This window comes from Micromonospora sp. NPDC050397, from assembly GCF_044901685.1.
Taxonomy (GTDB): domain Bacteria; phylum Actinomycetota; class Actinomycetes; order Mycobacteriales; family Micromonosporaceae; genus Micromonospora_G.
Genome location: NZ_JBJDPS010000006.1, coordinates 234,582 through 255,199, shown reverse-complemented (window position 1 = coordinate 255,199; position 20,618 = coordinate 234,582). Strand labels below are relative to the sequence as shown.

Sequence of the window (20,618 nt, the reverse complement as noted above, 5' to 3'; positions counted from 1 at the left end):
ATTTCGCATTCGCACGCGGACGGCACCGTCCTGACCGGTTCCCGCAAGGGTGACGGTGTCTACGAGTTGGTCAAGCCGCACGGGTTCCGCTGGTCGTCGTCGGTGGGGATCTACATCCGTGGCAGCCGTGACCGCGACGTCCAGCGGTGGCGTATCGACGCCGCCGCGCAGGCGCTACGTGACAACGGGTTCGACGTCGAGATCGAGGTCGACGACCAGTGGCGGCCGACCGCCGACCGTGAAGCCGACCGCGCGGTCCGCGCCGACGAACGCGCCGACCGACTCCACGAACGGGCCGGCGCCGCAGCGTCACGCCGCGACGCCCGGCAGCACGCGGCGGACCGGGTCTACGAGGCGATCCCGTTCGGGCAGCCGGAGATGCCCGGCCACCACTCCTACGCCGCCGACCACAACCGCCGCGAACGGGCCCGGACCAATGTCAACAAGGCCATCAAGGAGGACCGGTACGCGGGCGACCTCGCCGAACGGGCCAACGCGGTACGCGTGCACGAGGACGCGAAGGACAACCCTCGGGCGATCATGCGACGGCTCGAACGCCTCCGGGCCGACCTGCGCCGCTGGGAACGCGAACGCGTTGCCGCCGCCGAGGCCGACACCAGTGCGGGGTATCAGGCCCGGGTGCAGCGGGAGATCGACCGGCTGGCCGAGGACATCGCCCATCAGGAGGCCAAGCTTGCCGACCGCGCCGCGTCCGGGGAGTTCGTGGCGTGGGGGCCGGACAACCTCGCCAAGGACGACCTGGTCCAGGTGCGCTCCTACGGGTGGTACCGGGTGACGCGGGTGAACCGCAAGACGGTCAGTCTCGACAACCCGATGTGGCCGCAGAAGGCACCCTTCGACGAGATCTTCGGCCGCCGCCGCGACGGCCTGCAGTACGACACCCCGCACGGGCAGCCGTGGCCGGTGCACCTCGCCACCGCCGTCGAGCGGTGGCAGCGTCTGGAGCACGGGGCGCGGATCGCCGGCTACGACCCAGCTGACCAGACCCGTGCCCGGCATGTCCGCTGGGCGCAGCGTCTCGTTCACGGCTTGGACCTGTCGGCCAGCGACGCCGAGGTCACCGCGTTCTGGCCCGGCACCGCCGACCCGGAGACGGTCAGCGAGAGCCGCCGCCTGTCGGCCGCCTACCTCGCGGTGTTCGACCGCCTGGAGGCCGGCGAACTCGTGCCGGACATCGTGGCGTCCCTGCTCGCGGACCGGCGGGCACCGTCGTGGCGGCTGCCCGACGGCGACCCGGTTGACCGCCACCCGCAGGACCTGCACCCCGGCGACCTCGTCAAGGGGGTGTGGCAATACTCCGGCGGTCGACGCGAGTTGTGGCGGTACTTCGCCGGACCCGTCACGGCGGTCGGGCCGGTCGAACACCGCCGTGAACTCGGCAACTGGGTGAGCGTCGCCCTCACCGACAGCCCACCCCGCGAGTTCCAGACTCACCAGTGGCTCGCCGTCTTCCCGGGCAGGACACCCGAGCCGCCCGCTGTCGTTTCTGCGGCTGCCGGCCCTGGCGTTGACGAATCCGTCCGGGACAGCGGCCTCTGATGGGCGAGCTCACCCTCCACGACACGGCGCCACGGTTCCACGTCGAGCGCAACGACACCGGGGACGTCGAGTTGATGGTGTGCGCCGACGGGACCGCCGTGCGGATCAACATCGGTCGGGACCACGACGACGCGTCCAGCCTGGCCGAGCGGCTGCGGGACCTCAGCGAGAACACGGCAACGGACATCCTCGCCGATTGGTGGGACATCCCCGACGAGTCCGACGCCTACATCTCGTTCGACCGGGACCGGTACCACGTCACGCTCGAAGGCAGCATCGTCGGGACTTTTCCCAGCCGCGACGTCGCCGAGATCGAACTGGCCCGCGCCATGGTCACCCACCAGGTTTTTCCCCGCGCCTGGTACATCAACGACCGCGGAAACTACAGCGACATCGACGCGGATGTCCGCCGTTGGCACGACGAGGGCGGTGACCAGATGGTGCCGCTGCCCGGCGTCGAGTACCAGCCCGGTGACCTGGTCTGGCACGGCGACCCCGACTGGCCCTACAAGGTGGTCGACGACTGGGGCGAAGCCGGTGTCGAAATCCACACCGTCGGCGACCCGACCGTCCGCGCCCACGTCACCGACCGCACCCAGCTACGGCCCTACTCGCTCTGACAGCTGCGCCCGTGCGAAGCGGGTGCCATGAAACACGGTGAGACGCGGGCGAGGCGCGAAGACGGTGGGCAGCCTGCCCGACGCGGCCTTGCGGTGCCCGGACGCCGGTCTCCCGGTCTCGACAAAACCCACCCCCAACTTCCCGGCATTCCGGGGCCGAGGAGCGGACATGACTATCAAGACCATCCGCGACTACGTTCACACTCCCGGAAACCCGGTCCTCGACCGCCCTGCCGCGCTGCTGCGCCTCACTCACAACGGCAGGCCCGGCCACGCGATAGCCGTCGGCGACGTGGTCCGCCTCGCCCCCTTGACCGAGCCACGACCCGGCCATGCCGTCCGACCGGGCGGCGAACACGAGCAGCTGCTCGTCACCGGCGTCGACCACCAGGCCGGGCAGGTCACCGTCACCTTGGACGACCAGACAACCACCACGTTTCCCGGCGTCGACGTCGAGGTCGTCACCCTCGCCCATCACCCGACTGTGCCGGACGACTTCCTGGAGTCGATGACGTTGGAGCGGGCGCGCACCCGGATGGCGCTGATCGCCTCGGACTACGGCCGGTACCCGCAGTACGGCGAGGACTATTTCGCCGCCTGGGTGTTCGGCCGCGCGAACGGCGAGATCCGGTTCCGGAACTCGCCGCACGGGCACGTGCTGTTCCTCGCTGGGCAGCGGGTCCTGGTCCGCGCAGACGACCGCTCGGTGTACGGCCCAACCAGTCCGGACACCCTCATCGCTTGGTCGACCCGGTGGAGGCGGCACGGGGCCGGGGTTTCGTTGTGGCACCACCAGATCCGGCTCGAAGCCGGGGGACGGTGATCGGGGCTGCTCCTGCGGCAATGCCGACTACGGCGCTCCCGGTCACGACGGCGGCCCGAGCGCGACGTAAATCCGCTGCGCCGACTCCGATTCGACCGCCAGCCCACGACAAGGGCCGGCGGTCGTCTCGGTTCTTCGGCAGACCCAACCTCACTCTGAAGGAAACGATCATGACCAGCACGACCATCGACCTGCGCACCTTCACCACCCGGCCCCGTCCGGCGGCGCGACTGGTCGACCCGCACGCGGTGAGCGGCCTCACCGTCGACCCGCTGAGGCAGGCCGCGAAGGATGACGCCGACACCGCCGGCGACCGGTACGCGACGCTGGAAGCCGGGCAGGCCGCCGAGATGCTCGCGAAGGTGTTCCCCGGTGCGCACCGGGTGGCAGTCGAGATCAGCTACGACGCCCCCGAGGTGGCGGCGAAGCTATGCGCGGTCTGGGATGCCGAGCGGCGGATGCTGTGGCACTGCCCGTCCGACGGCCAGATCGGGGCGCACCCCGACGCGGTGACGCGAGCCGAGGCCGAGGCGTACGGCGGGCCGGTGATGCCGGACCTCGACACCGACACACGCGACGCGATCGAGATTCGGCTTGAGTTGGCCGAAGACTACGGGCGCGGGTTCTTCCTCTCCGCCCCCGAGACCAGCCCGGTCGTCATCCAGCCCGGCGGAGGGCTGACCCGTGCCCGCTGGTGGTACGAGGGCGATCTGCGGGAACTGACGGTGCCTGACGCGATCGCCGAGGCGCAGCGGCAGCGTAACGAGCCGAAGAACATGCCGGCCGGTGAGCTGTGGGTGGTGTCGATCTCGCACCGGCACGGCACGACCGTCGAGGTCCACCGGTCGGAGAGTGCCGCGAGGCGTGGTGTAGCCGAGTTCGCCCGGGAGTGGTGGCCGGAGGTATCCGGCCACCACGGTTGCCCCGTCGACCCGCCCACCGCCGACGAAGAGATCACCCGCCTCTACTTCCACGCCGCCCAGGACGAGTCGTGGTCCGTCGACAGCGTGACCCTGGCATCCGACGAACCGCCCGCTTCTCCGGCCACGCCGGGACGCGATGCCGTACAGCGGGTGGTGACCGTCGGAGGCGTTGCCGCCCAGTTCACCGGCGACGAGTTGGACACCCTCGCCCGCACCGCCGGTGAGGTGGTGCACGGCGACGGCGACCTCAGCGACCCACAACGGGAACTCGCCGGCCGCGCCTACCGGGCGCACATGGCCGAGATGGCATGACCCCGACCGACTGACCGGGATGCCACCCGACGCCGACCGCCCCCGCGTGGCCTGCCGCTCCCGTCCCCCACCGCCCTCATCAAGCCTGACCCACAAGCCACCAAAGACGCTCTCGACCAACTAACCCCGACGAACTGCACCACCTCCGACTCGCCGCCGAAAAACTCTCCAGCGCCGCCGAAGGCGCCTACTACGAACGGGCCGAACAGTGACCACCCCAGCGCAGAGCCACCCCGACGAAGCCCCTTGGCAGGAACCCAGCACCACCGCAGACCGAAAGACACATCTCACCCTGCCCCTGACAGCACCTTTCCCCACCATCAGCGCTATCGAGACACTGCACTTCGACACCGGCTGGGTCCGCTACCAGATGACCGGGCCGCGGCTCACCGGCAGCATCACCATCGCCGCCGATCCCGCCCCGACACTCACCACACCCGAGGAACGAATCCGGGTCGAGCTCGGCTTCGAGCCCAGGCCAAACACCTTCCGTATCGACCGACCTCTGGTCAACGGCATCGAAGTCAGCGGCTCGTGCACGATCAGCCCGAAACTCATCCCGGACATGACCTACGGGAACCTCGGACTCCGCCGCGTCAGCCGCCGACGCTGGGACGACGCCGTACCCGACCACAGCGCCAAATACCTCACCGAGGCCGTACGGGCACTGCTCCACCGATGGACAACCCTCCCGCAGCGCCACGACCTCATGCACGCCCACGCCCGACATCTGGCCCCGACCCGCCTCGCCCACCTCCGCACCTACACCATCGACCGGCTACGACAGCGTGAAGTCGACCTTCACCACGAACTTGCCGACCTCCACCGCGAACTCACCGCCGCCGAGGAACTCGCCGCCGAACTGCACACCCTGGCCACCTCACCACCACGCCAGCCCACAACCACCCCTGAGACCAACCCACCCCGCACCCAGCCGCTCTAGGCACCTACGGCCTGGCGGCGGAGCCGCACTGGCCCCCCGAGCACGGCAGAAGGCAAACCTCGGCGCCCGGAACAAAGCGCCGAGACGCCCGGGTGCCACGCACCATGGAGGGAAGCAGGGGAGGTGAAGAGATGGGAGAGAGTCTGCTCGGCGCGGCCTTGCGATACGCGGAGGCCGGTATCCCGGTGATGCCGCTACACACCCCCGTCCCCGGTCGGGGTTGTTCCTGCCGGGAGCGTGACGGGTGCGGCTCGCCGGGAAAGCATCCACGGCTGCGGCATGGGCTGCACGAGGCGTCGACCGACGCCCGGTTGATCCGGTCGTGGTGGCGGCGCTGGCCGAGGGCGAACATCGGCCTGTCCACCGGAACCACGCTGGATGTCTGCGACGTCGACACCAACGCCGGCCTGCGCGCGGTCCTCGATCTGCTCGACGTGGTCCGCCCGGCCGGGCCGCTCGTGCGTACGGGTCTCGGCTACCACCTGTGGTTCGCCCCGACCGGGTACGGCAGTCGGATCGGGTTACTGCCCGGGGTGGACTGGCGCGGCCGGGGCGGAACAGCGGTCGCGCCGCCGTCGCTGCACGCGACCGGCCACCGGTACCTGTTCACCCAGCCCTGGGACGGCGACACACTGCCGCAGTGCCCACCGGCGCTTGCGCGGTTGGTGGTCCCACCAGCGCCGGTGGTGGCGGTCGCGGCCGAGCCGATCGCCGACGTCGATCGGTACGCGCAGGCCGCGTTGGACGGGGAGGTCGGTCGGATTCTGGCCGCGCCGCGTCCGGCGTTCCGGGGCGGGCAGCGGGTGACGGGCGGTGGCCGTAACAACGCGGTGAACCGGGCCGCGTTCCGGCTCGGCCAGCTCGCCGCGAGTGGAGCGCTCGACGAGGCCGTGGTGTGGCCCCGGTTGACCGACGCGGCGGTGTCGGTGGGGTTGAGCCAGGGGGAGGCGCGGCGCACGATCGCGTCCGGTTGGCGGGCCGGTCTCCGCCGCCCCCGGCGCTAACCCGGTCCGCGACCTCGATTGGCGGTCGTTGTGCACCGGTGGTGACGGCCGGGGCCGGTGGGGCCGAGCGCACGGGCAGCGGGCGGGTCGGGGCTTGCCGGTTGCCGCGGCACCGGGCCACGAGTCGAGGGCTGAACAGTGTGGTGCTGGGCCCGGCAGGGTGCGGTGCGGTTGTCGGCCGTTGGTGGTCGGTGGGATCCGTGGCCGCCTGATGCCGCTGCTGAGGGACCCGAAGGTCAGCCCACCCGGGCGCGGGGCCGCTAAGCCCATCCAAAAACATCTTGGCTGTCTTGTCTCGCTCCGCTCGACGCCAAGATCTTTTTGTCTGGTTGCTTGCAGCCCCGGCCCACGGGCGGGCTCTGACCGGCCCCGTCAGCGCGGCACCCGGCGCCGGATCACACGACCCGGTCGGCACCCGCACCCCGCACCACCCTGATGGGAGCACCGTCATGCTGTTCAGCTTCACCTTCGAGGGCAACCTGGCCGACGAGCCCGAACTGCGCTACAGCCCCGCCGGCAAGGCCGTCTGCAAGCTGCGCGTCGGACACAACACCCGCCGCCGCACCACAGCTGGCGAGTGGGTCAACGGGCCGACCATGTGGGTCACCGTCACCTGCTGGGAAGCCCTCGCCGAACGGGTCGCCGAGAGCGCCAAGAAGGGCGACACCGTGATCGTCGACGCCCGCGACGACCTCACCGTCTGGGCCTACCTCAACCAGACCACCGAGAAGCCCGCCGGCCAACTCCAGGTCACCGCCGCGAACGTCGCCCTCTCGATGCGATTCGCCGCAGCGCAGTCCCAGCGCACCGCCAAGCCCGCCACCGAGCAGGACCCGTGGGCGCCGTCGGACCGCGACCTCGAACCGGCCTTCTGACCCCAACCCTCCGCGCGGGGCTGGTCGCCCTCTCACCGGCCGGCCCCGCTCGCCTCGCCGAACCCCTGTCGACGTTTGGAGCACCCCTGTCATGTCCTTGTTCGCCTGCGTCATCGAAGCCCGGCTCACCGCGTCCCCGCAGACCGGCCACACCCGCGAGGGCCGCGAGTTCGTCCAGTTCCCCGTCGTGCACCGCGACCGCTACCGCGACCACACCGGCAAGTGGGTCGACTCCCGCGCCATGTTCTTCGAAGTCATGTGCTGGGGCGACCTCGCCACCCGGGCCCGCAACCTCACCCGCGGCGACCAGGTGATCATCGAGGCCGGGCAACTCCTGCCCTACATCAACGACAGCGACCTGCCCGCGATGAAGGTCCAGGCCCGCAACCTGTCGGTCTCCATGCGGTTCACCGACGCCCACGCCGGACCGCAGGTCAAAACCCGTCGCGGCGACATCGTCACCACCGCTGACGGTGAGCAGTACGCCGCCGACGCCTACCCGGACGTCACCACCGACCGGGAACTTCTCCACCACTGAGGCGCCTCCGGGAGCGGGCCGGTCGCGGACTCCCACCGCGACTGGCCCGCCCGAGCCCGCCGTTCCACCCCGACGCGTACAGCGGCTCACACCCATCCCCCCTTGGAGCCAACTCTGTTCACGATCCCGACCGCGCCCGCCCCACCTGTGCACTACCGGGACCAACCCGTCACCCACCACTGCGGCGAATACGTCTACCCCGGCCGCCACGTCGTCGAAGGCGACTGGCTCTACCCCTCGCCGGAGATGTGCCGCGACGACCGGCCCGATGGCCAGTGGATCGCCAACGGCCAGGTCCTGGTCTGCCGTTCCTGCGGCCTGGACTGCACCTAACCCAGCTCGAACCCTTTGGAGCGACCCATGCCCCCGACGAGCCAACAGCGTTTCACCGCCGCCCGCACTCACCTCGTCGCCGCCCACCGGGCGTTGCGACCCGTTGTCGAGGCCGCCCACCCGAACGCGGCGAGGTGCCTACCGATCCCGCCGATCAGCGTCCCCAACACCATCGCAGACGTCCGCACGCAGCTCGACATGCTCGCCGCCAACCTGTTCGACCCCAAGCACCACGGCACACACCGCCAGTGGATCACCGCCTGGAACCGGTGCACCCACCTCGACCGTGAACACGCCATCGCCCTGAAAGAGCTCTACTACCGCTGGTACCAACTACTGGCCGCCGTCTGGCACCGCGTCGACAGCAGACCCGTTCCGGGCTCCGCCGCCGACATCGAAGACCGCAGCAAGAACTTCTTCTACTGGCTACACCAATACCCGGCTGGTGGCCGGCGCCACGACCGCTGACGCATCCCGCGCCCTCACGGGTTGCTTGCCCGAGACGGCCCTGCCGCATCCCGCCGCAGCGGCGGATGAATCGCACCGCACATCCTGGCCGGCGTGGTGGGAGCCCTGCACGCAGTCCCGCCGTTGAACGCGGCGGCCCGTGCCCCGGGCACTGGATGCCCGAGCCGTTGTCCGGAGTCGTTGGCGTCCCACACCGTTCATCCCGGCGGGCGAGGCGTACGGGCCGCCCGGCTGGCCCGCGGGTGCCGCGCTTGCCAGCCCCAGTGGTGACCGACCAGGCCGCGTCAGGCAAGAGCCGTCAAAACATCTTGGCCCGGTCCGCTTCGCTCCCCGGCCGCTGCGCTTCCAAGATCTTTTGCCTGGCTTTCTTGCCTGCCCGCTGGCCATGGCCGGTCCCTCACCGATCTGTCAGCGCGGCACCCCGGGGCCAGACCCGCAGGGCACCGCCGCACCCGGTCCACACCGCCAGGAGGCATCGTCATGCGCCACACCAACCAGTCCACCGACTACCGCCGCAGCGGCAACGCCAACCCGACCCGACGCCACCGGTTCGTCCTGGTCGGCCAGAAGGACTTCTACGACCCCAGCAGCCCCGCCGACCTGGCCGAGTACCGAATGGTCGTCCGCTACCGCCACCGCTAATCCACCAACACGGACAGGGCCGGACCCACCTGGGTCCGGCCCTGTCCGCGCGTCACTCCCACTCCCGCCGCTCCCCCGACGCCACGCCGCTCGCCTCTGCAACCCCACCCCCGCCGGGCGCCTCATCCCCCTGGCCCTCGCTGTCCTCCTCCGCAACGAGCCCGGCCGCCGGGGTAACGCCTGCTCGTGCCACAGCCGCGCGGACCCCGGACACCGGTAGACCGGTCATCCCCGCAATCTCCACCACCGGCTCGCCGAGCTCCTTCAGCCGCGCCACCGCCGCTTCCGCATCCCGGTCGAGCAGCGCCGCCGCGGCCTCCGCCTCGGTGATGATCCTGCGTGCTCGCTCCCCCGCCTCCTCCCGGACCTGCGCCGCCCGCCCGGACCGGTCGAAGTAGAGCCCCACCGCCGCCGTCACCGCCGCCTCGTGCACCGCCCGCCGCGCCAACCTCGCCGCCGCCACCTCCGACGCCCGCCGCGCCGCCGACCTGTTCACACCAGCACCACTCAATCGCTTCACCATAGCCCAGACGATAGCCACGGAAAAGCAATCCACTCAAGCCCAAGTCGCAAATTCAATACACATCAAGGCAACTGAAAACAACCGAAAGCAAAAACCCCCGAAACCCCACCACTACAACCCTTCCACCAGCCAAAACACCAAAACCTCACCCTAAAAGAGAACTCCCACACACCTCTTGCAGATGCTCTTGTCATGGATCACCTCCGGCGGCTACCGTCCCCATTCCGCACACACCAAAAGGCACCACCGTGCCCACAGACAGCGGAATTCGCGGACACCGAATAACAGCCATGGGGAGGTGTCGCTCCGATGATGACGTTGCACAAGTTGTCCGTCGCCGACGGCTACACCTACCTCACCCGACACGTCGTCGGCGGGGACCACGACCGCGAACCCGGGCAGAGCGCGGCCGACTACTACACCGCCAACGGCAACCCGCCCGGCCGGTGGGGCGGACGCGGCCTGGCCCAACTCGGGCTGGCCGGTCAGGTGACCGAGCAGCAGATGAGGCACCTGTTCGGGCAGGGCATGCACCCCGACGCCGACCGGCTCATCGCCGCCTACCTGGCTGAGCACACCCGCGCTGGGATGACCGAAGTACAGCTGGCCGAGGTGACGCAGCAGGCGATCCGGCACGCCACCCTCGGGCGGCGGTTCCCGGTCTACAAGACCCTCGAAGACTTCGACACCCGTGTGGACGAGCGCCTTGCAGTGATTAGGGCGGAGGCCGGGCGGGAGCCGACGCAGGCCGAGGTCGGCAAGATCCGCATGGAGGAGGCCCGCCGGGCGCGTGGCGGTGTCGCCGGCTACGACCTGGTGTTCACCCCGGTCAAGTCCCTCGTCCTGCTCTGGGCCCTGGACGAGCGGCAGTGGGTTCGAGACGCGGTGCGGGCCGTGCATGAGCAGGCCCGCGACTCCGCCCTCGCACTACTGGACGAGCATGCCGCGTTCACCCGGATCGGTGACGTCGGGCAGGCGCAGATCGGTACCCACGGGTTGATGTACGCGGTGTTCGACCACTACGACTCCCGCGACGGCGATCCGAACCTGCATACCCACGTGCCGATCAGCAACAAGATCAAGGGAGTGGACGGGAAGTGGCGCAGCCTCGACGGCCGCGCCCTCTACCGGATCGCGGTGGCCGCGTCGGAGCACTACAACTCCACCGTCGAAACCCTCGCCACCCAGCACCTCGGCGTCGACTTCGAAGTCCGCCCCGACACCGCCGCCAAACGCCACCCCGTACGGGAAGTCGCCGGCATGCCCATCGAGTTCGTGAAGACGTTCTCCTCCCGGCGGTCAAACATCGAGGCCCGCTACGAACAGCTCATCGTCGACTTCCGCCGGGCGCACGGCCACGACCCGGACAACCAGGCCGCGTTCCGGCTCGCCGGGCAAGCCAACCTCGACACCCGAGGACCCAAACCCAAACCCCGATCACTGGCAGCGCACCGGACCGAATGGGCCGAACGCCTCACCACCACCCATGGCCAAACGGCACTACGCCACCTCGTGAAGACGGTCGCCGCGCCCAAACCGGAGGCGGTCCGCGCACCGTTTTCCACAGAACTATCCACAGCCCAGATCGGCGCCCTGGCATCGCTGACGGTGGGCCGGACGGAGGGATCCCGGTCGACCTGGACGGTGTGGAACCTGCGGGCCGAAGCCGACCGGCTGCTCCGCGAACCACCGCACACGCAGTTCCCGGACGGCATCCGGTTCGCCTCCACCGACGACCGTGCGATGCTGCTCAACCGGGTTGTCGGTGAGGCGATCGGGTCGTTGTGCGTGCCCGTCACCGCCCAGCCCGACCTGGTCGAACCGGCCGCGTTGCGGCGCCCGGACGGGACATCGGTGTTCGTCCAGCACACGGCGATGCGCTACACCAGCCAGGAAATCCTCGACGCCGAACAACGCCTCCTCAACGCCGCGCACACCCCCACCATCCCCAAGTGCGCACCACTGGCCGTGCACACCATCCTCGACGGTTACGAGGCCACCTTCGGTAAGACACTCGACCCGGGTCAGCGGGCCATGGTCGTCGCGTTCGCCACCGACCCCCGCCTCATCACCGTCGGCCTAGGCCCCGCCGGTGCCGGCAAGACCACCACCATGCACGCCTACCAACACGTCCTCGCCGCCCACGGCCAGCGACTCATCCCCCTCGCCACCTCCGCCGCGGCGGCGGCCGTCCTCTCCGCTGACCTTGGTGTTCCGGCCGAGAACCTGCATAAGTTCGTCTACGAACACCTCACCCACGGTCAACCCGCACCACGCCGCGACGGCACGCTGCCGGCGCAGAAAGCCTTCTTTCATGTCCGACCCGGTGACGTGATCCTGGTTGACGAAGCCGGCTTGGCCGGCACCCGTAACCTCGACACCCTGCGCGGCATCGCCACCCGCCACGGTGCGGTGATCCGGCTGCTCGGCGACTACCGGCAACTCTCGGCGGTTGAGTCCGGCGGCGCCCTGCGCCTGCTCGCGACCGAGGTCGGCGCGGTCGAACTCACCCACCTGCACCGGTTCACCAGCGCCGCCGAAGCCGACGCCACCCGCCGGCTCCGCGACGGCGACACCACCGCCATCGACTACTACCAGGCCAACAACCGGATCCGAGGCGGCTCGGCCGAAGCGATGATCGAGCAGGCATACAACGCCTGGCACACCGACATGACCAACGGCCTCAAAACCCTCATGTCGTCATCCACCACCACGGGGGTGACCGCCCTGTCCGCACGGGCCCGCGCCGACCGTGTCGCCGCCGGGCAGGTCGAAACCGAAGGTGTCGTCCTGCACGACGGGAACCTCGCCGGGCGTGGGGACTGGATCGTCACCCGCGGCAACGACCGGAAAATGACCTGCAACCGAGGCAAGGACTGGGTCCGTAACGGCGACGCCTGGACCGTCACCGCCCGCCGCCGCGACGGCTCCCTCAAGGTCCAACACCTCGGCCACGGCGGCACCCTCACCCTGCCCGCCGCCTACGTGGCAACCCAGGTCGAACTGCTCTACGCCACCACCACCCACCGCGCCCAAGGGTCGACCGTCGACACCGCGCACGCGCTGATCACCGACGACATGACCCGCGAAAGCCTCTACGTCGCCGCCACCCGCGCCCGCCACCACACCATCCTCTACGCCGTCACCCACCGCATCCTCCCCCTCGACGAAGACGCCCGAATGGACCGAACCGTCTACGACCGGCACGCCCGCGACGCCCGGGAGATCCTGGAAACCGTCCTCGCGACAGAGGGTGCGCAACCGTCCGCGACGGAGGCCATAGCCCGCGCGAAGGAGGACGCGCTCAGCCTCGCCACGCTCGTCCCGCGTCTGCGCTACGCCAGCGAAATTGCCGACACCGCGCGCCTGCGGACTCTCGTCACCGGCACGCTCGGTCCGGACGGCAGCGGGCTGTACCGAGACCCGGCCTGGGCGGCGGTTGTCCGCGCATTGCGCACCGCCGAAGCGCAGGGGTGGGATCTGCAGCAGGTTCTCGCCGCGACCGCCCGCCGTGGCACCCTCGCCGCCGCCGACTCCCCGGCGCAACTCCTCGCTTGGCGTATCAATGACCACATCGACGGCCGCCGGCCGGCCCCGGCCCTGTCCCAGCCGACCGTCGCGGACACCACCCGCTACGCCGCCCTGCTTCAGCCCATCCTGCGCACCACCGACCCCATGAACCCGGTCGACGGCACCCGTGCACCCCGGCTGCTCCACACCGACCCAGCCACCGGAGTCGTCGATCACCAGCGAATCCTCGCCGCTGTCCTCGGTGACCGCGATGCCTCCCGCGCCGCGGGAGAGTCGGCTTGGCCGGCGTTGCGTAACGCGATCCGACGCGCCGAACACGCCGGCCACGACCCCCTCACCGCCGTGGCCACCGCCGTCATCTCCCGACCGCTTTACGACGCTCGGTCCCTCTCCGAAGTCCTCGCCTGGCGCCTCAACCACCACCTCGACACCACCCCACCACCAGCACAACCCGGCACCACCGACGCCTGGCGCACTCTCGCCTGGACCCTGAAAGCCGCAGAGGCCCACGGGCATCCCGCCGAGCATCTCCTCGCCGCCGCACGCCCCGGCAGCGACCTCGACGGCATACGCCACCAGCTCCAACACCTCACCCGGCCAGTCCCCACGGCCGGGCCGCTGCCGTGGCTCGAATCCACCCCGCAGACCACCAACCCGGAATGGGACACCTACCTCAACAACATCAGCCAGCTCATCAACGAACGCGTCCACAACCTGACCATGAACACGATCACCAGCCGGCCCGCCTGGCTCGCCGGACTAGGCGAACCCCCGACCGACGCCCGCACACTCACCGAATGGATGCGGCACGCGTCGACCGTGGCCGCCTACCGCGACCAGCACCAGATCACCCTCGACGACCCCACCCAACCACTCGGCGCGTACGTCCCCGCGCACCACTCCGGGCACCAGGCATACCTCCACACCGTCGACGCCGTACTCGCCGCCCGCCACCCACACCACACCCCAGCAGACCCGATCACCGTTCGGATCACCGCCGACGTCTACCTCGCCCTACCCGACACCGACCGCGACAACATCACCAGCGCAGTCGCCGCCCGGCTCGGCGACGACTGGCTCGGCCCCCGCCACGGCGACGCCGACACCCTCCTCACCGCACCCACCTACGCCACCCACCTACAAACCGAACTCATCAACCGCGGACACCTCACCCCACCACCCATCACCACCCCCACGCCGCCACCGCCCCCAGCAACAACGCGTCCGGCCACCCTGCACCAACCCACCTTCGAACCGCCCCTCGAACACCCGCAGCCTCACCCCGGCATCGAAATTTCCTGGTGAGCGTGCCGCTCACTACCCGTCTCAAACTCCGCAGGCCGAAGCGCCAACTGCCGAGCGGCGGCACCAGTTCAGCTGACGTCAGCACCAATCCGCCGGTCCTGTGATGGGATACGCCGCATGGTCGAGTCGCAGGCGCCGGTGTTGGAGATGTTGTGGGAGGCGCAGGACCCCCACCACACGCTCAACGCAAGGTTCGGCTTCAGCGACGGGCACGCCGCCGGCTCCTGGGTTGCCGACACGCTGGACGAGCACTGGGGCGTTCACATCGACTCCTGCGAACAGATCGTGATGAGCGACGGCAACGCGCTCGCGTGGGTCGGCACGCCGTCCGGCCGACTGCTGGCGAAGTGGTCGGTGATGCCCGAGCGTTTCCCGCGTTTGGCGCAGACGGCGCGTCTCACCAGCTGGCTTCACAGCCGACAGCTGCCGGTTTCGGCGCCGGTTCCCGCCCGAGACGGCCGTCTTCAGGTCGAGGTCGACCGTGTCTCGATGGGCCTGCAACGCGAGATCGTGGGCGACCTCCTCGACACCGCTGATCTCCACCAGGTGCAGGCGGCCGGAGCCGTACTGGCCCGCTTGCAGGACGCGCTGGCGGCATACCCGAACGCCGACCAGATTCCCGCGCTCGCCGTACCGCCCAAGCCGTTGACGGTCCGGATTACCGACTGGCTCGACTCCCGCGCCGACCATCTGCCGGTAGCCGCTCGTGACACGCTGCGCGGGTTGGTCGCCAACGCACCACCCGGCCAACTTCCGCGGCAGCTCGTTCATTTCGATTTCCGCTCCGCCAACATTCTGTGTGCCCACGGTGAGGTCGCCGCGATCCTCGACTTCGAGGAGGCCCAGCATGACCACCGGCTCGTCGAGCTCGCCCGCGCGGCGGTCCTGCTCGGCACCCGCTACCACAACTGGAGGCCGGTGTCGGCCGAGGTTCGCGCGGCGTTCCTCGCCGGCTACGAGTCCGTGCACCCGCTGACTCCGACCGAGGCGAGCTGGTTGAACATCCTCCTGCTCTGGCAAGCCCTCGCGATGGTGCCACCCGGCGACGACCCGACCGGGTGGGGACCGTCGGCGCTGAACCAGCTGACACGCCCCTAACGGCCGAGAGCCGAGACGGGCAAGCGCCATCGCCGTTTAGAGGAAGCCCAGTTCCTCGCGGAGCTGCCGGACCGCTGTCTCTGCCTGAGGGTAGGGGTATCGGAGCCGCAGGAAGCGCGGGGCTGTTGGCACGTTCGGAGGCGTTTGAGGTTCAGGTTCCAGACCTAGTCAGCGGGCTCGTACCGGAAGTACGTGCACGCGTCTCAGCTCCTCAGGCGTCAAGGTCCAGACAGCTGACCGATGCTGCGGACGAGCAGACATCCGCCAGGACGATCGCCGCCAGCGGCAAGGGAGCCCGAGCGGCCCGGTCGTCCGCACTGTCGAAGTACCGTGCGACGGAGAGCGTCTCTCTCGGCTTCAGACCGGGTACACCTTGTCGAGCACCGGACCTTGTTCAGACTTGGCCGACACCTCGCGTTGGTTCTCTGACCTGCGTCGTTCGGCCGGTACTCTTCTCAGAGTTCGGCGACGAGCACCCGCCGCCACGGTCACAGGCAAACTACCCGCGCCTGGGAGGCCCTCTGTGACTGCGCTGTTCGCCGTCGACGGACACCATCTGCTCTACCGCGCCTGGTTCGGTTTCCCGGCCCGGATCATGAGCCGCGACCGTACCCGCGACCTCACCGGCGTGTTCGGCTTCCTCGCCCTCGCTCGGAAAGCCCACCACCTGCACGCCCCCGACAGCGAAATGGTCGTCGTCTTCGACGGAGAGTTCGGCACGGCGGATCGTGTCCGCGCCGAGCCGACCTACAAAGCCAACCGCGCCACCGCCGATCACACCCCGATCAAATCCCTCCCGGCCGTGAAACAGGCGCTCAGCGCCGCCTGCGTGAGATGGGCCGAACTCGACAACCACGAAGGCGACGACGTACTCGCCACCGCGATCAGCGCCGCCACCAGGCAGGGACGCCCCGTCATCTGCTTCTCCGGCGACCGGGACTTCTACCAGCTCCTCGACGACACCGTCACGATCCTCACCCCGACGCGAGCCGAACTCACCGGCGCCGACGTGCAGCGGCGATTCGGCGTACTGCCCCGTCAGTGGCCCGACTACCGGGCCCTGACCGGAGACCCCGCAGACAACATCCCCGGCATCAGAGGCATCGGCCCCAAGACCGCGGCCTCCCTGCTGTCCGGCGGTCTGCACCTCGAAGATCTGCCCGCTTCACCCCGGCTGGACAGCCCCCGCTGCCGGGAGGTGCGTGAGCAGTGGGACCAGGTCCTCGCGTGGCGCGACATCATCCGCCTGCGCGACGACGTCGCCCTGCCCGCCGACATCGTCACGGGGCAACCCACCCCGCCCCTCCCCCGAGCCGCCCAAATACTCGAACACCTCGACCTCTGGTGACCGATTAAATGGTCCGTCACCTGGTCTGACAAGCGTTCTCACTCGACTGGATGTGGGTAGTACGTCGTCGGCTGGCGGCGGGACCGACCTCAGCTTCCGCAAACACCGGTTCCGCCGCCCGCCCCTCGAACGGTCCGATCCTCAGGGACGCGCGAGGTAGATGAGCGGACCACGGGCGTCGACCTTCGTATACCGCTCACTCATGCCGATCTTGGCTGCGATACGGAGCGACGCGACGTTGTGCGGTCGAATCGTTGCCCAGACGCGAGGGACAGCGGCTGCCAGCCCCTCGTCCAGCACGGCGTGGGCGGCCTCCCCGGCGAACCCCTGGCCCTGGTGCGAATGCCTGATCTCGTAGCCGATCTCCGGCTCGACCTGCCCGACCCGGCCGAAGAACAGGCCACAGTTGCCCAGCAGGTCACCCCCAAGGCGCGCGCGTACGGCGTACCAGAGCAGTCCGGATTCCTGCGCGACCTGGACCCGCCGACGGATCCAGGCACGAGTTTGTTCGGCCGAGGTGAAGGGGCCATCGCCGATGGTGTGGGTCTCAGGGTCACTGAAAATGGTGTGCAGCTCATCGGCGTCCGCCATGCAGAACGGACGCAGTTCCAGACGAGGGGTCGCGATCAGCGTCCGCACAACGAGGTCTCCCATCCACGTTGGTTGGACAGCCCGCCCGCCTGGGAACATTCATCAGCGCCTGCTACAGGCACACCTCTCATCTGGCGCACTCGCAGCTCCGACATCAGCTGGCTCGCTCGGGTGTGGGCCGGCGCTGGTCGCGGATATAGACGACGGCGGGTTTTCCGCCGCCGGGCAGGCGGCGGTCGACCTCGAACAAGGTGGTCGCCGTGACCAGGTCGGTGAGCTTGGCGTATCCGTAGGTGCGGGAGTCGAAGTCGGGTTGCCGCTTGGTCAGAAGCTGCCCGACTGCGGCGAGGTGGGCCCAGCCGTCGTCGCCGGAGGTGGCTTCCACGGTGTCGCGCAGCAGCGTCACGAGGGCGGTGTCGCTCTTGAGCTGCCCGGAGCGGGTAGGGGTTCGGGGCTTGACGACGGTGGCCTCGGCCGGTGCGACGGGGTCGTCGTAGGAGAGGTTGTCGGTGTAGACGAACTTGTCGCAGGCGGCGACGAAGGACTGGGGTGTCTTCCGTTCCCCGAAGCCGTAGACGGTGAGGCCGGATTCGCGGATCCGGGAGGCCAGGCGAGTGAAGTCGCTGTCGCTGGAGACGATGCAGAAGCCGTCGAACCGGTTGGTGTAGAGCAGGTCCATCGCGTCGATGATCAGGGCGGCATCGGTGGCGTTTTTGCCGGTGGTGTAGGCGAACTGCTGCATCGGCTGAATCGACTGTGCGAGCAGTTGTTCCTTCCAGCCGCGTAGGCCGGCGCCGGTCCAGTCGCCGTAGGCGCGTTTGACGTGCGCGGTGCCGTACTTCGCGACCTCGGCCAGCAGTGGTGCGATGAGTCCGGGCTGAGCGTTGTCAGCGTCGATGAGGACCGCCAGCCTGGCGATGCTCTGCTCGATAGCGTCCATCGGTATCTCTCCTGCCAGGGCGGTGTGCATACATCCTGGAAGCCCCGCGTAGGCGCGGTTATGACGATGTCGTAGTGCCCACCGTATCGGCCGGCCGTCGGACGCTGGTGAACTCGACACTGATATCTCAAATGATCGACTCCCCCGCGTCGGCTCAGCGTCATCCCGAGCACCGGCCGCGGGCACGGGCCTGACCATTCGACCGAACGAACTCCAACCCGGACGGCTCCGGGCCACCGCCGAAGCGATACAGGGAACGAACCATCGGGGCCGCCGCGGGAACGGATACGCGCCGAGCTCGAGCGGATGCCCTTTCCTCGCGAGATCGTCGAAAGCGTGGAAGCCCTCATATAGGCACTTGTCTGCGAAAGTGACCGGCGACGGGGCTGTCACGGAAGGCTATCGGATCGATGGGTCCCAAACAACGATCATCGTCGGCATGGGCAACCCCGGAGTCTCGGTCTGAAGCTGTGGCAGAGGCACCCAGTCCAAGCCAACCATGACCGGGCAGTCGCAGGGGAGTTTGTCATTGCCCAGGGTCGGCTCGCCGTCGGCCACCTGCACGGCGAAGCAGGATGTCAGCCCCGACGGGTACGGCATGTCGAGCAGATACCGAACGGCTAGGGGCCGAAGACCAACCTCCTCGACCACTTCGCGCCGGACCGCGTCCTCGGCTGTTTCACCGGCGGCTATCCCCCCGCCCGGCAGCGTCCAGTATTCCTGACCATCGTGGCGGCCAGAAGGACCGCGGGCCGCGCTCCCGCACCATCAACAGCCGGTCGCCCCGTACGATCACCGCCGCGGCTCGTCGACGCTGGATCACGGCCACATCACCTCCGGGCCAGGGGTGATAGCGGGCACCAAGCTGTTGCCCATGTCAGCAGTCTTTGGCTACGGGTGCGTTGCCTCATGAGGTCTCGATTCCCTCGCGCAGGGCGTCTGTTGCCGCAATGGGGTCCTCCATGACGGCGAGCAGTGCCTCGTGCCGATCCTTGGCGTATGTCTGCAGTTGTTCGGGCAGCAACGCCTGTCCGAGGACCAGGTCCTCGTAGGGGTAGACCGAGCTGGCCGTGTAGCAAATCCATGCTGGGATGACAGCGAGTAGATCCTCCGCCCTGACGTTCGGGTGCGCCGTTCGGTACGCGGCGGCCATCGTCTTCAGGCCGCGACGCCATTCCTCCCCGAGGAGGACTAGCCGATTCGGGACAGTTCCCAGGCCACTGGTCGTGCCCGTGGTGGCCGGAAGTCGATCAGCGCGGCAACATCGTCGCCCGAGAACAAGACGTTGGGTGATGCAAGGTCGCCGTGCACGATCTGGCTCGTCAAGGGCGGCAACCCGGCAAGCATGTCCGCGACCCTGGGCACGATCGATAACCGCCACCTGAGCACGTCCGCCGCCCAGTCGAGGAACTCGTCAGGGTCAGACGCTCGCGATACTTCGGCCAGCATCCTCTCGAAACGCCGCGCTGACCGGGCGACGTCGCACACGACCGCAGCCGGCCCGATCACGGCTTGGGCCATGGGGTGGCCGGCCAGGACACGGTGCAGTCCGCCCACCACGTGGCCGACAGCAGCCATCCGGCGGGATCCCATCGCGACCCCACCGCCCGGCTCACCCGCCACGAACTCCCACACCGAGAATCCCGCCTCGCCGCAGGGGTGTATCGCGGACCCGCTGATCGTCCGGACCACGCGTGCTGTTGGCACCCCATGTCCAGCCGCGAACTCGGACAGTTCGATGGCCGCTTCCTCGGCGTGCAGGTCGACTCCGGGCAGGTATTGCTTCGCGAACACCGGCCTGCCGCCCGCCGTGCCGGCGTAGTTCACCGTCGTCTGCCCGCCGAGCACTCGCCGCAGTTTTGCCTCGGGCAGTCCGTAGGCCGCGTGTAACGCCGCCGCGAGGTGGGACTCCTTCTCGACCACGGTCATTCCGTCGTCGCCGACGATGGCAGGTCTTCGGGTCGTGGCGTCTGCGCGGGGTGAGGGTGCGACTCGTGGCGATAGACGGGCTTGCCATCAATGTCGTCGGTGCGCCGGTAGACATGGTCCACGCGAGGGGCTGGATCGGCATTGGTGCCGATATAAAAGCCCGTCTGGGGCAACACCAGCGTCGCCGGCAGGCCACCATGCCCGTCAGTCTCCACGAGTTGGAACCGGCCATCCGCCGGGCCGTCCAGAAGCCAAACCTCGATTGCCCCCACCGCCCCATCATGGCGTAAACGCGGCTCGCCCTCTTCCCAC

21 protein-coding genes are annotated in these 20,618 nt (G+C 69.2%); 14 read left to right on the top strand and 7 right to left on the bottom strand.

Translation table 11 applies throughout. The features are described 5' to 3' along the window. Positions 1-102: 102 nt before the first annotated feature. From ACI2K4_RS22220 to ACI2K4_RS22170, 11 genes are all read left to right on the top strand, one after another. The gene (locus ACI2K4_RS22220; RefSeq protein ID WP_404514065.1) at positions 103-1,560 is read left to right on the top strand and encodes a DUF3560 domain-containing protein; all 1,458 of its coding nucleotides are present in this window, start codon (positions 103-105) and stop codon (positions 1,558-1,560) included. Further along, a complete protein-coding gene (locus ACI2K4_RS22215; protein WP_404513766.1) occupies positions 1,560-2,180 on the top strand; it encodes a hypothetical protein in 621 nt (206 codons plus the stop codon). Before ACI2K4_RS22220 ends, ACI2K4_RS22215 begins: the two co-directional genes overlap by 1 nt. Positions 2,181-2,349: 169 nt before the next feature. Further along, the gene (locus ACI2K4_RS22210; RefSeq protein WP_404513764.1) at positions 2,350-3,003 is read left to right on the top strand and encodes a hypothetical protein; all 654 of its coding nucleotides are present in this window, start codon (positions 2,350-2,352) and stop codon (positions 3,001-3,003) included. A gap of 170 nt (positions 3,004-3,173) precedes the next feature. Further along, a complete protein-coding gene (locus ACI2K4_RS22205; RefSeq protein WP_404513762.1) occupies positions 3,174-4,238 on the top strand; it encodes a hypothetical protein in 1,065 nt (354 codons plus the stop codon). Between the two features lie 370 nt (positions 4,239-4,608). Then, positions 4,609-5,181 carry a hypothetical protein gene (locus ACI2K4_RS22200; protein WP_404513760.1) on the top strand — a complete coding sequence of 191 codons (573 nt, stop codon included), beginning with the start codon at positions 4,609-4,611 and terminating at the stop codon, positions 5,179-5,181. A 131-nt stretch (positions 5,182-5,312) separates the two neighbouring features. After that, positions 5,313-6,185, top strand: coding sequence for a bifunctional DNA primase/polymerase (locus tag ACI2K4_RS22195; protein WP_404513758.1), 873 nt, complete (start codon positions 5,313-5,315; stop codon positions 6,183-6,185). 449 nt (positions 6,186-6,634) lie between these two features. Next, positions 6,635-7,060: a single-stranded DNA-binding protein gene (locus ACI2K4_RS22190; RefSeq protein WP_404513756.1), complete on the top strand. Its 426-nt coding sequence runs from the start codon at positions 6,635-6,637 to the stop codon at positions 7,058-7,060. Positions 7,061-7,151: 91 nt separating this feature from the next. After that, positions 7,152-7,598 (top strand): single-stranded DNA-binding protein, encoded by a 447-nt coding sequence (locus ACI2K4_RS22185; protein ID WP_404513754.1) that lies wholly within the window; start codon positions 7,152-7,154, stop codon positions 7,596-7,598. A 102-nt stretch (positions 7,599-7,700) separates the two neighbouring features. Beyond that, positions 7,701-7,931 carry a hypothetical protein gene (locus ACI2K4_RS22180; RefSeq protein WP_404513752.1) on the top strand — a complete coding sequence of 77 codons (231 nt, stop codon included), beginning with the start codon at positions 7,701-7,703 and terminating at the stop codon, positions 7,929-7,931. A gap of 27 nt (positions 7,932-7,958) precedes the next feature. After that, complete coding sequence (locus tag ACI2K4_RS22175; protein WP_404513750.1) at positions 7,959-8,399, top strand: hypothetical protein; 441 nt, start codon at positions 7,959-7,961, stop codon at positions 8,397-8,399. 480 nt (positions 8,400-8,879) lie between these two features. After that, complete coding sequence (locus ACI2K4_RS22170; protein WP_404513748.1) at positions 8,880-9,041, top strand: hypothetical protein; 162 nt, start codon at positions 8,880-8,882, stop codon at positions 9,039-9,041. 52 nt (positions 9,042-9,093) lie between these two features. On the opposite strand, the gene ACI2K4_RS22165 is transcribed toward ACI2K4_RS22170, so the two are convergent. Continuing rightward, complete coding sequence (locus tag ACI2K4_RS22165) at positions 9,094-9,564, bottom strand: hypothetical protein (protein WP_404513746.1); 471 nt, start codon at positions 9,562-9,564, stop codon at positions 9,094-9,096. A 309-nt stretch (positions 9,565-9,873) separates the two neighbouring features. On the opposite strand from ACI2K4_RS22165, the gene mobF reads away from it, so the two are divergent. The 3 genes from mobF to ACI2K4_RS22150 all read left to right on the top strand — a co-directional run bounded on the left by mobF (position 9,874) and on the right by ACI2K4_RS22150 (position 16,846). Further along, positions 9,874-14,400: a MobF family relaxase gene (gene mobF / locus ACI2K4_RS22160; protein ID WP_404513744.1), complete on the top strand. Its 4,527-nt coding sequence runs from the start codon at positions 9,874-9,876 to the stop codon at positions 14,398-14,400. Between the two features lie 117 nt (positions 14,401-14,517). Beyond that, positions 14,518-15,498: a phosphotransferase gene (locus tag ACI2K4_RS22155; protein ID WP_404513742.1), complete on the top strand. Its 981-nt coding sequence runs from the start codon at positions 14,518-14,520 to the stop codon at positions 15,496-15,498. 523 nt (positions 15,499-16,021) lie between these two features. After that, entirely contained in the window at positions 16,022-16,846 is an 825-nt protein-coding gene (locus ACI2K4_RS22150; protein ID WP_404513740.1) for a 5'-3' exonuclease H3TH domain-containing protein, read from the top strand. A gap of 141 nt (positions 16,847-16,987) precedes the next feature. On the opposite strand, the gene ACI2K4_RS22145 is transcribed toward ACI2K4_RS22150, so the two are convergent. The 6 genes from ACI2K4_RS22145 to ACI2K4_RS22120 form a co-directional block, all read right to left on the bottom strand. Then, the gene (locus tag ACI2K4_RS22145; protein ID WP_404513738.1) at positions 16,988-17,485 is read right to left on the bottom strand and encodes a GNAT family N-acetyltransferase; all 498 of its coding nucleotides are present in this window, start codon (positions 17,483-17,485) and stop codon (positions 16,988-16,990) included. Between the two features lie 106 nt (positions 17,486-17,591). Next, positions 17,592-18,377, bottom strand: coding sequence for an NYN domain-containing protein (locus ACI2K4_RS22140; RefSeq protein ID WP_404513736.1), 786 nt, complete (start codon positions 18,375-18,377; stop codon positions 17,592-17,594). Between the two features lie 399 nt (positions 18,378-18,776). Continuing rightward, complete coding sequence (locus ACI2K4_RS22135) at positions 18,777-19,070, bottom strand: NUDIX domain-containing protein (RefSeq protein ID WP_404514064.1); 294 nt, start codon at positions 19,068-19,070, stop codon at positions 18,777-18,779. 214 nt (positions 19,071-19,284) lie between these two features. Next, a complete protein-coding gene (locus ACI2K4_RS22130; RefSeq protein WP_404513734.1) occupies positions 19,285-19,530 on the bottom strand; it encodes a hypothetical protein in 246 nt (81 codons plus the stop codon). Positions 19,531-19,568: 38 nt separating this feature from the next. Then, positions 19,569-20,300 (bottom strand): phosphotransferase enzyme family protein, encoded by a 732-nt coding sequence (locus ACI2K4_RS22125; RefSeq protein ID WP_404513732.1) that lies wholly within the window; start codon positions 20,298-20,300, stop codon positions 19,569-19,571. Between the two features lie 2 nt (positions 20,301-20,302). Then, on the bottom strand, positions 20,303-20,578 hold the full coding sequence (locus ACI2K4_RS22120) for a hypothetical protein (protein WP_404513730.1): 276 nt from the start codon (positions 20,576-20,578) through the stop codon (positions 20,303-20,305). Positions 20,579-20,618: the final 40 nt, after the last annotated feature.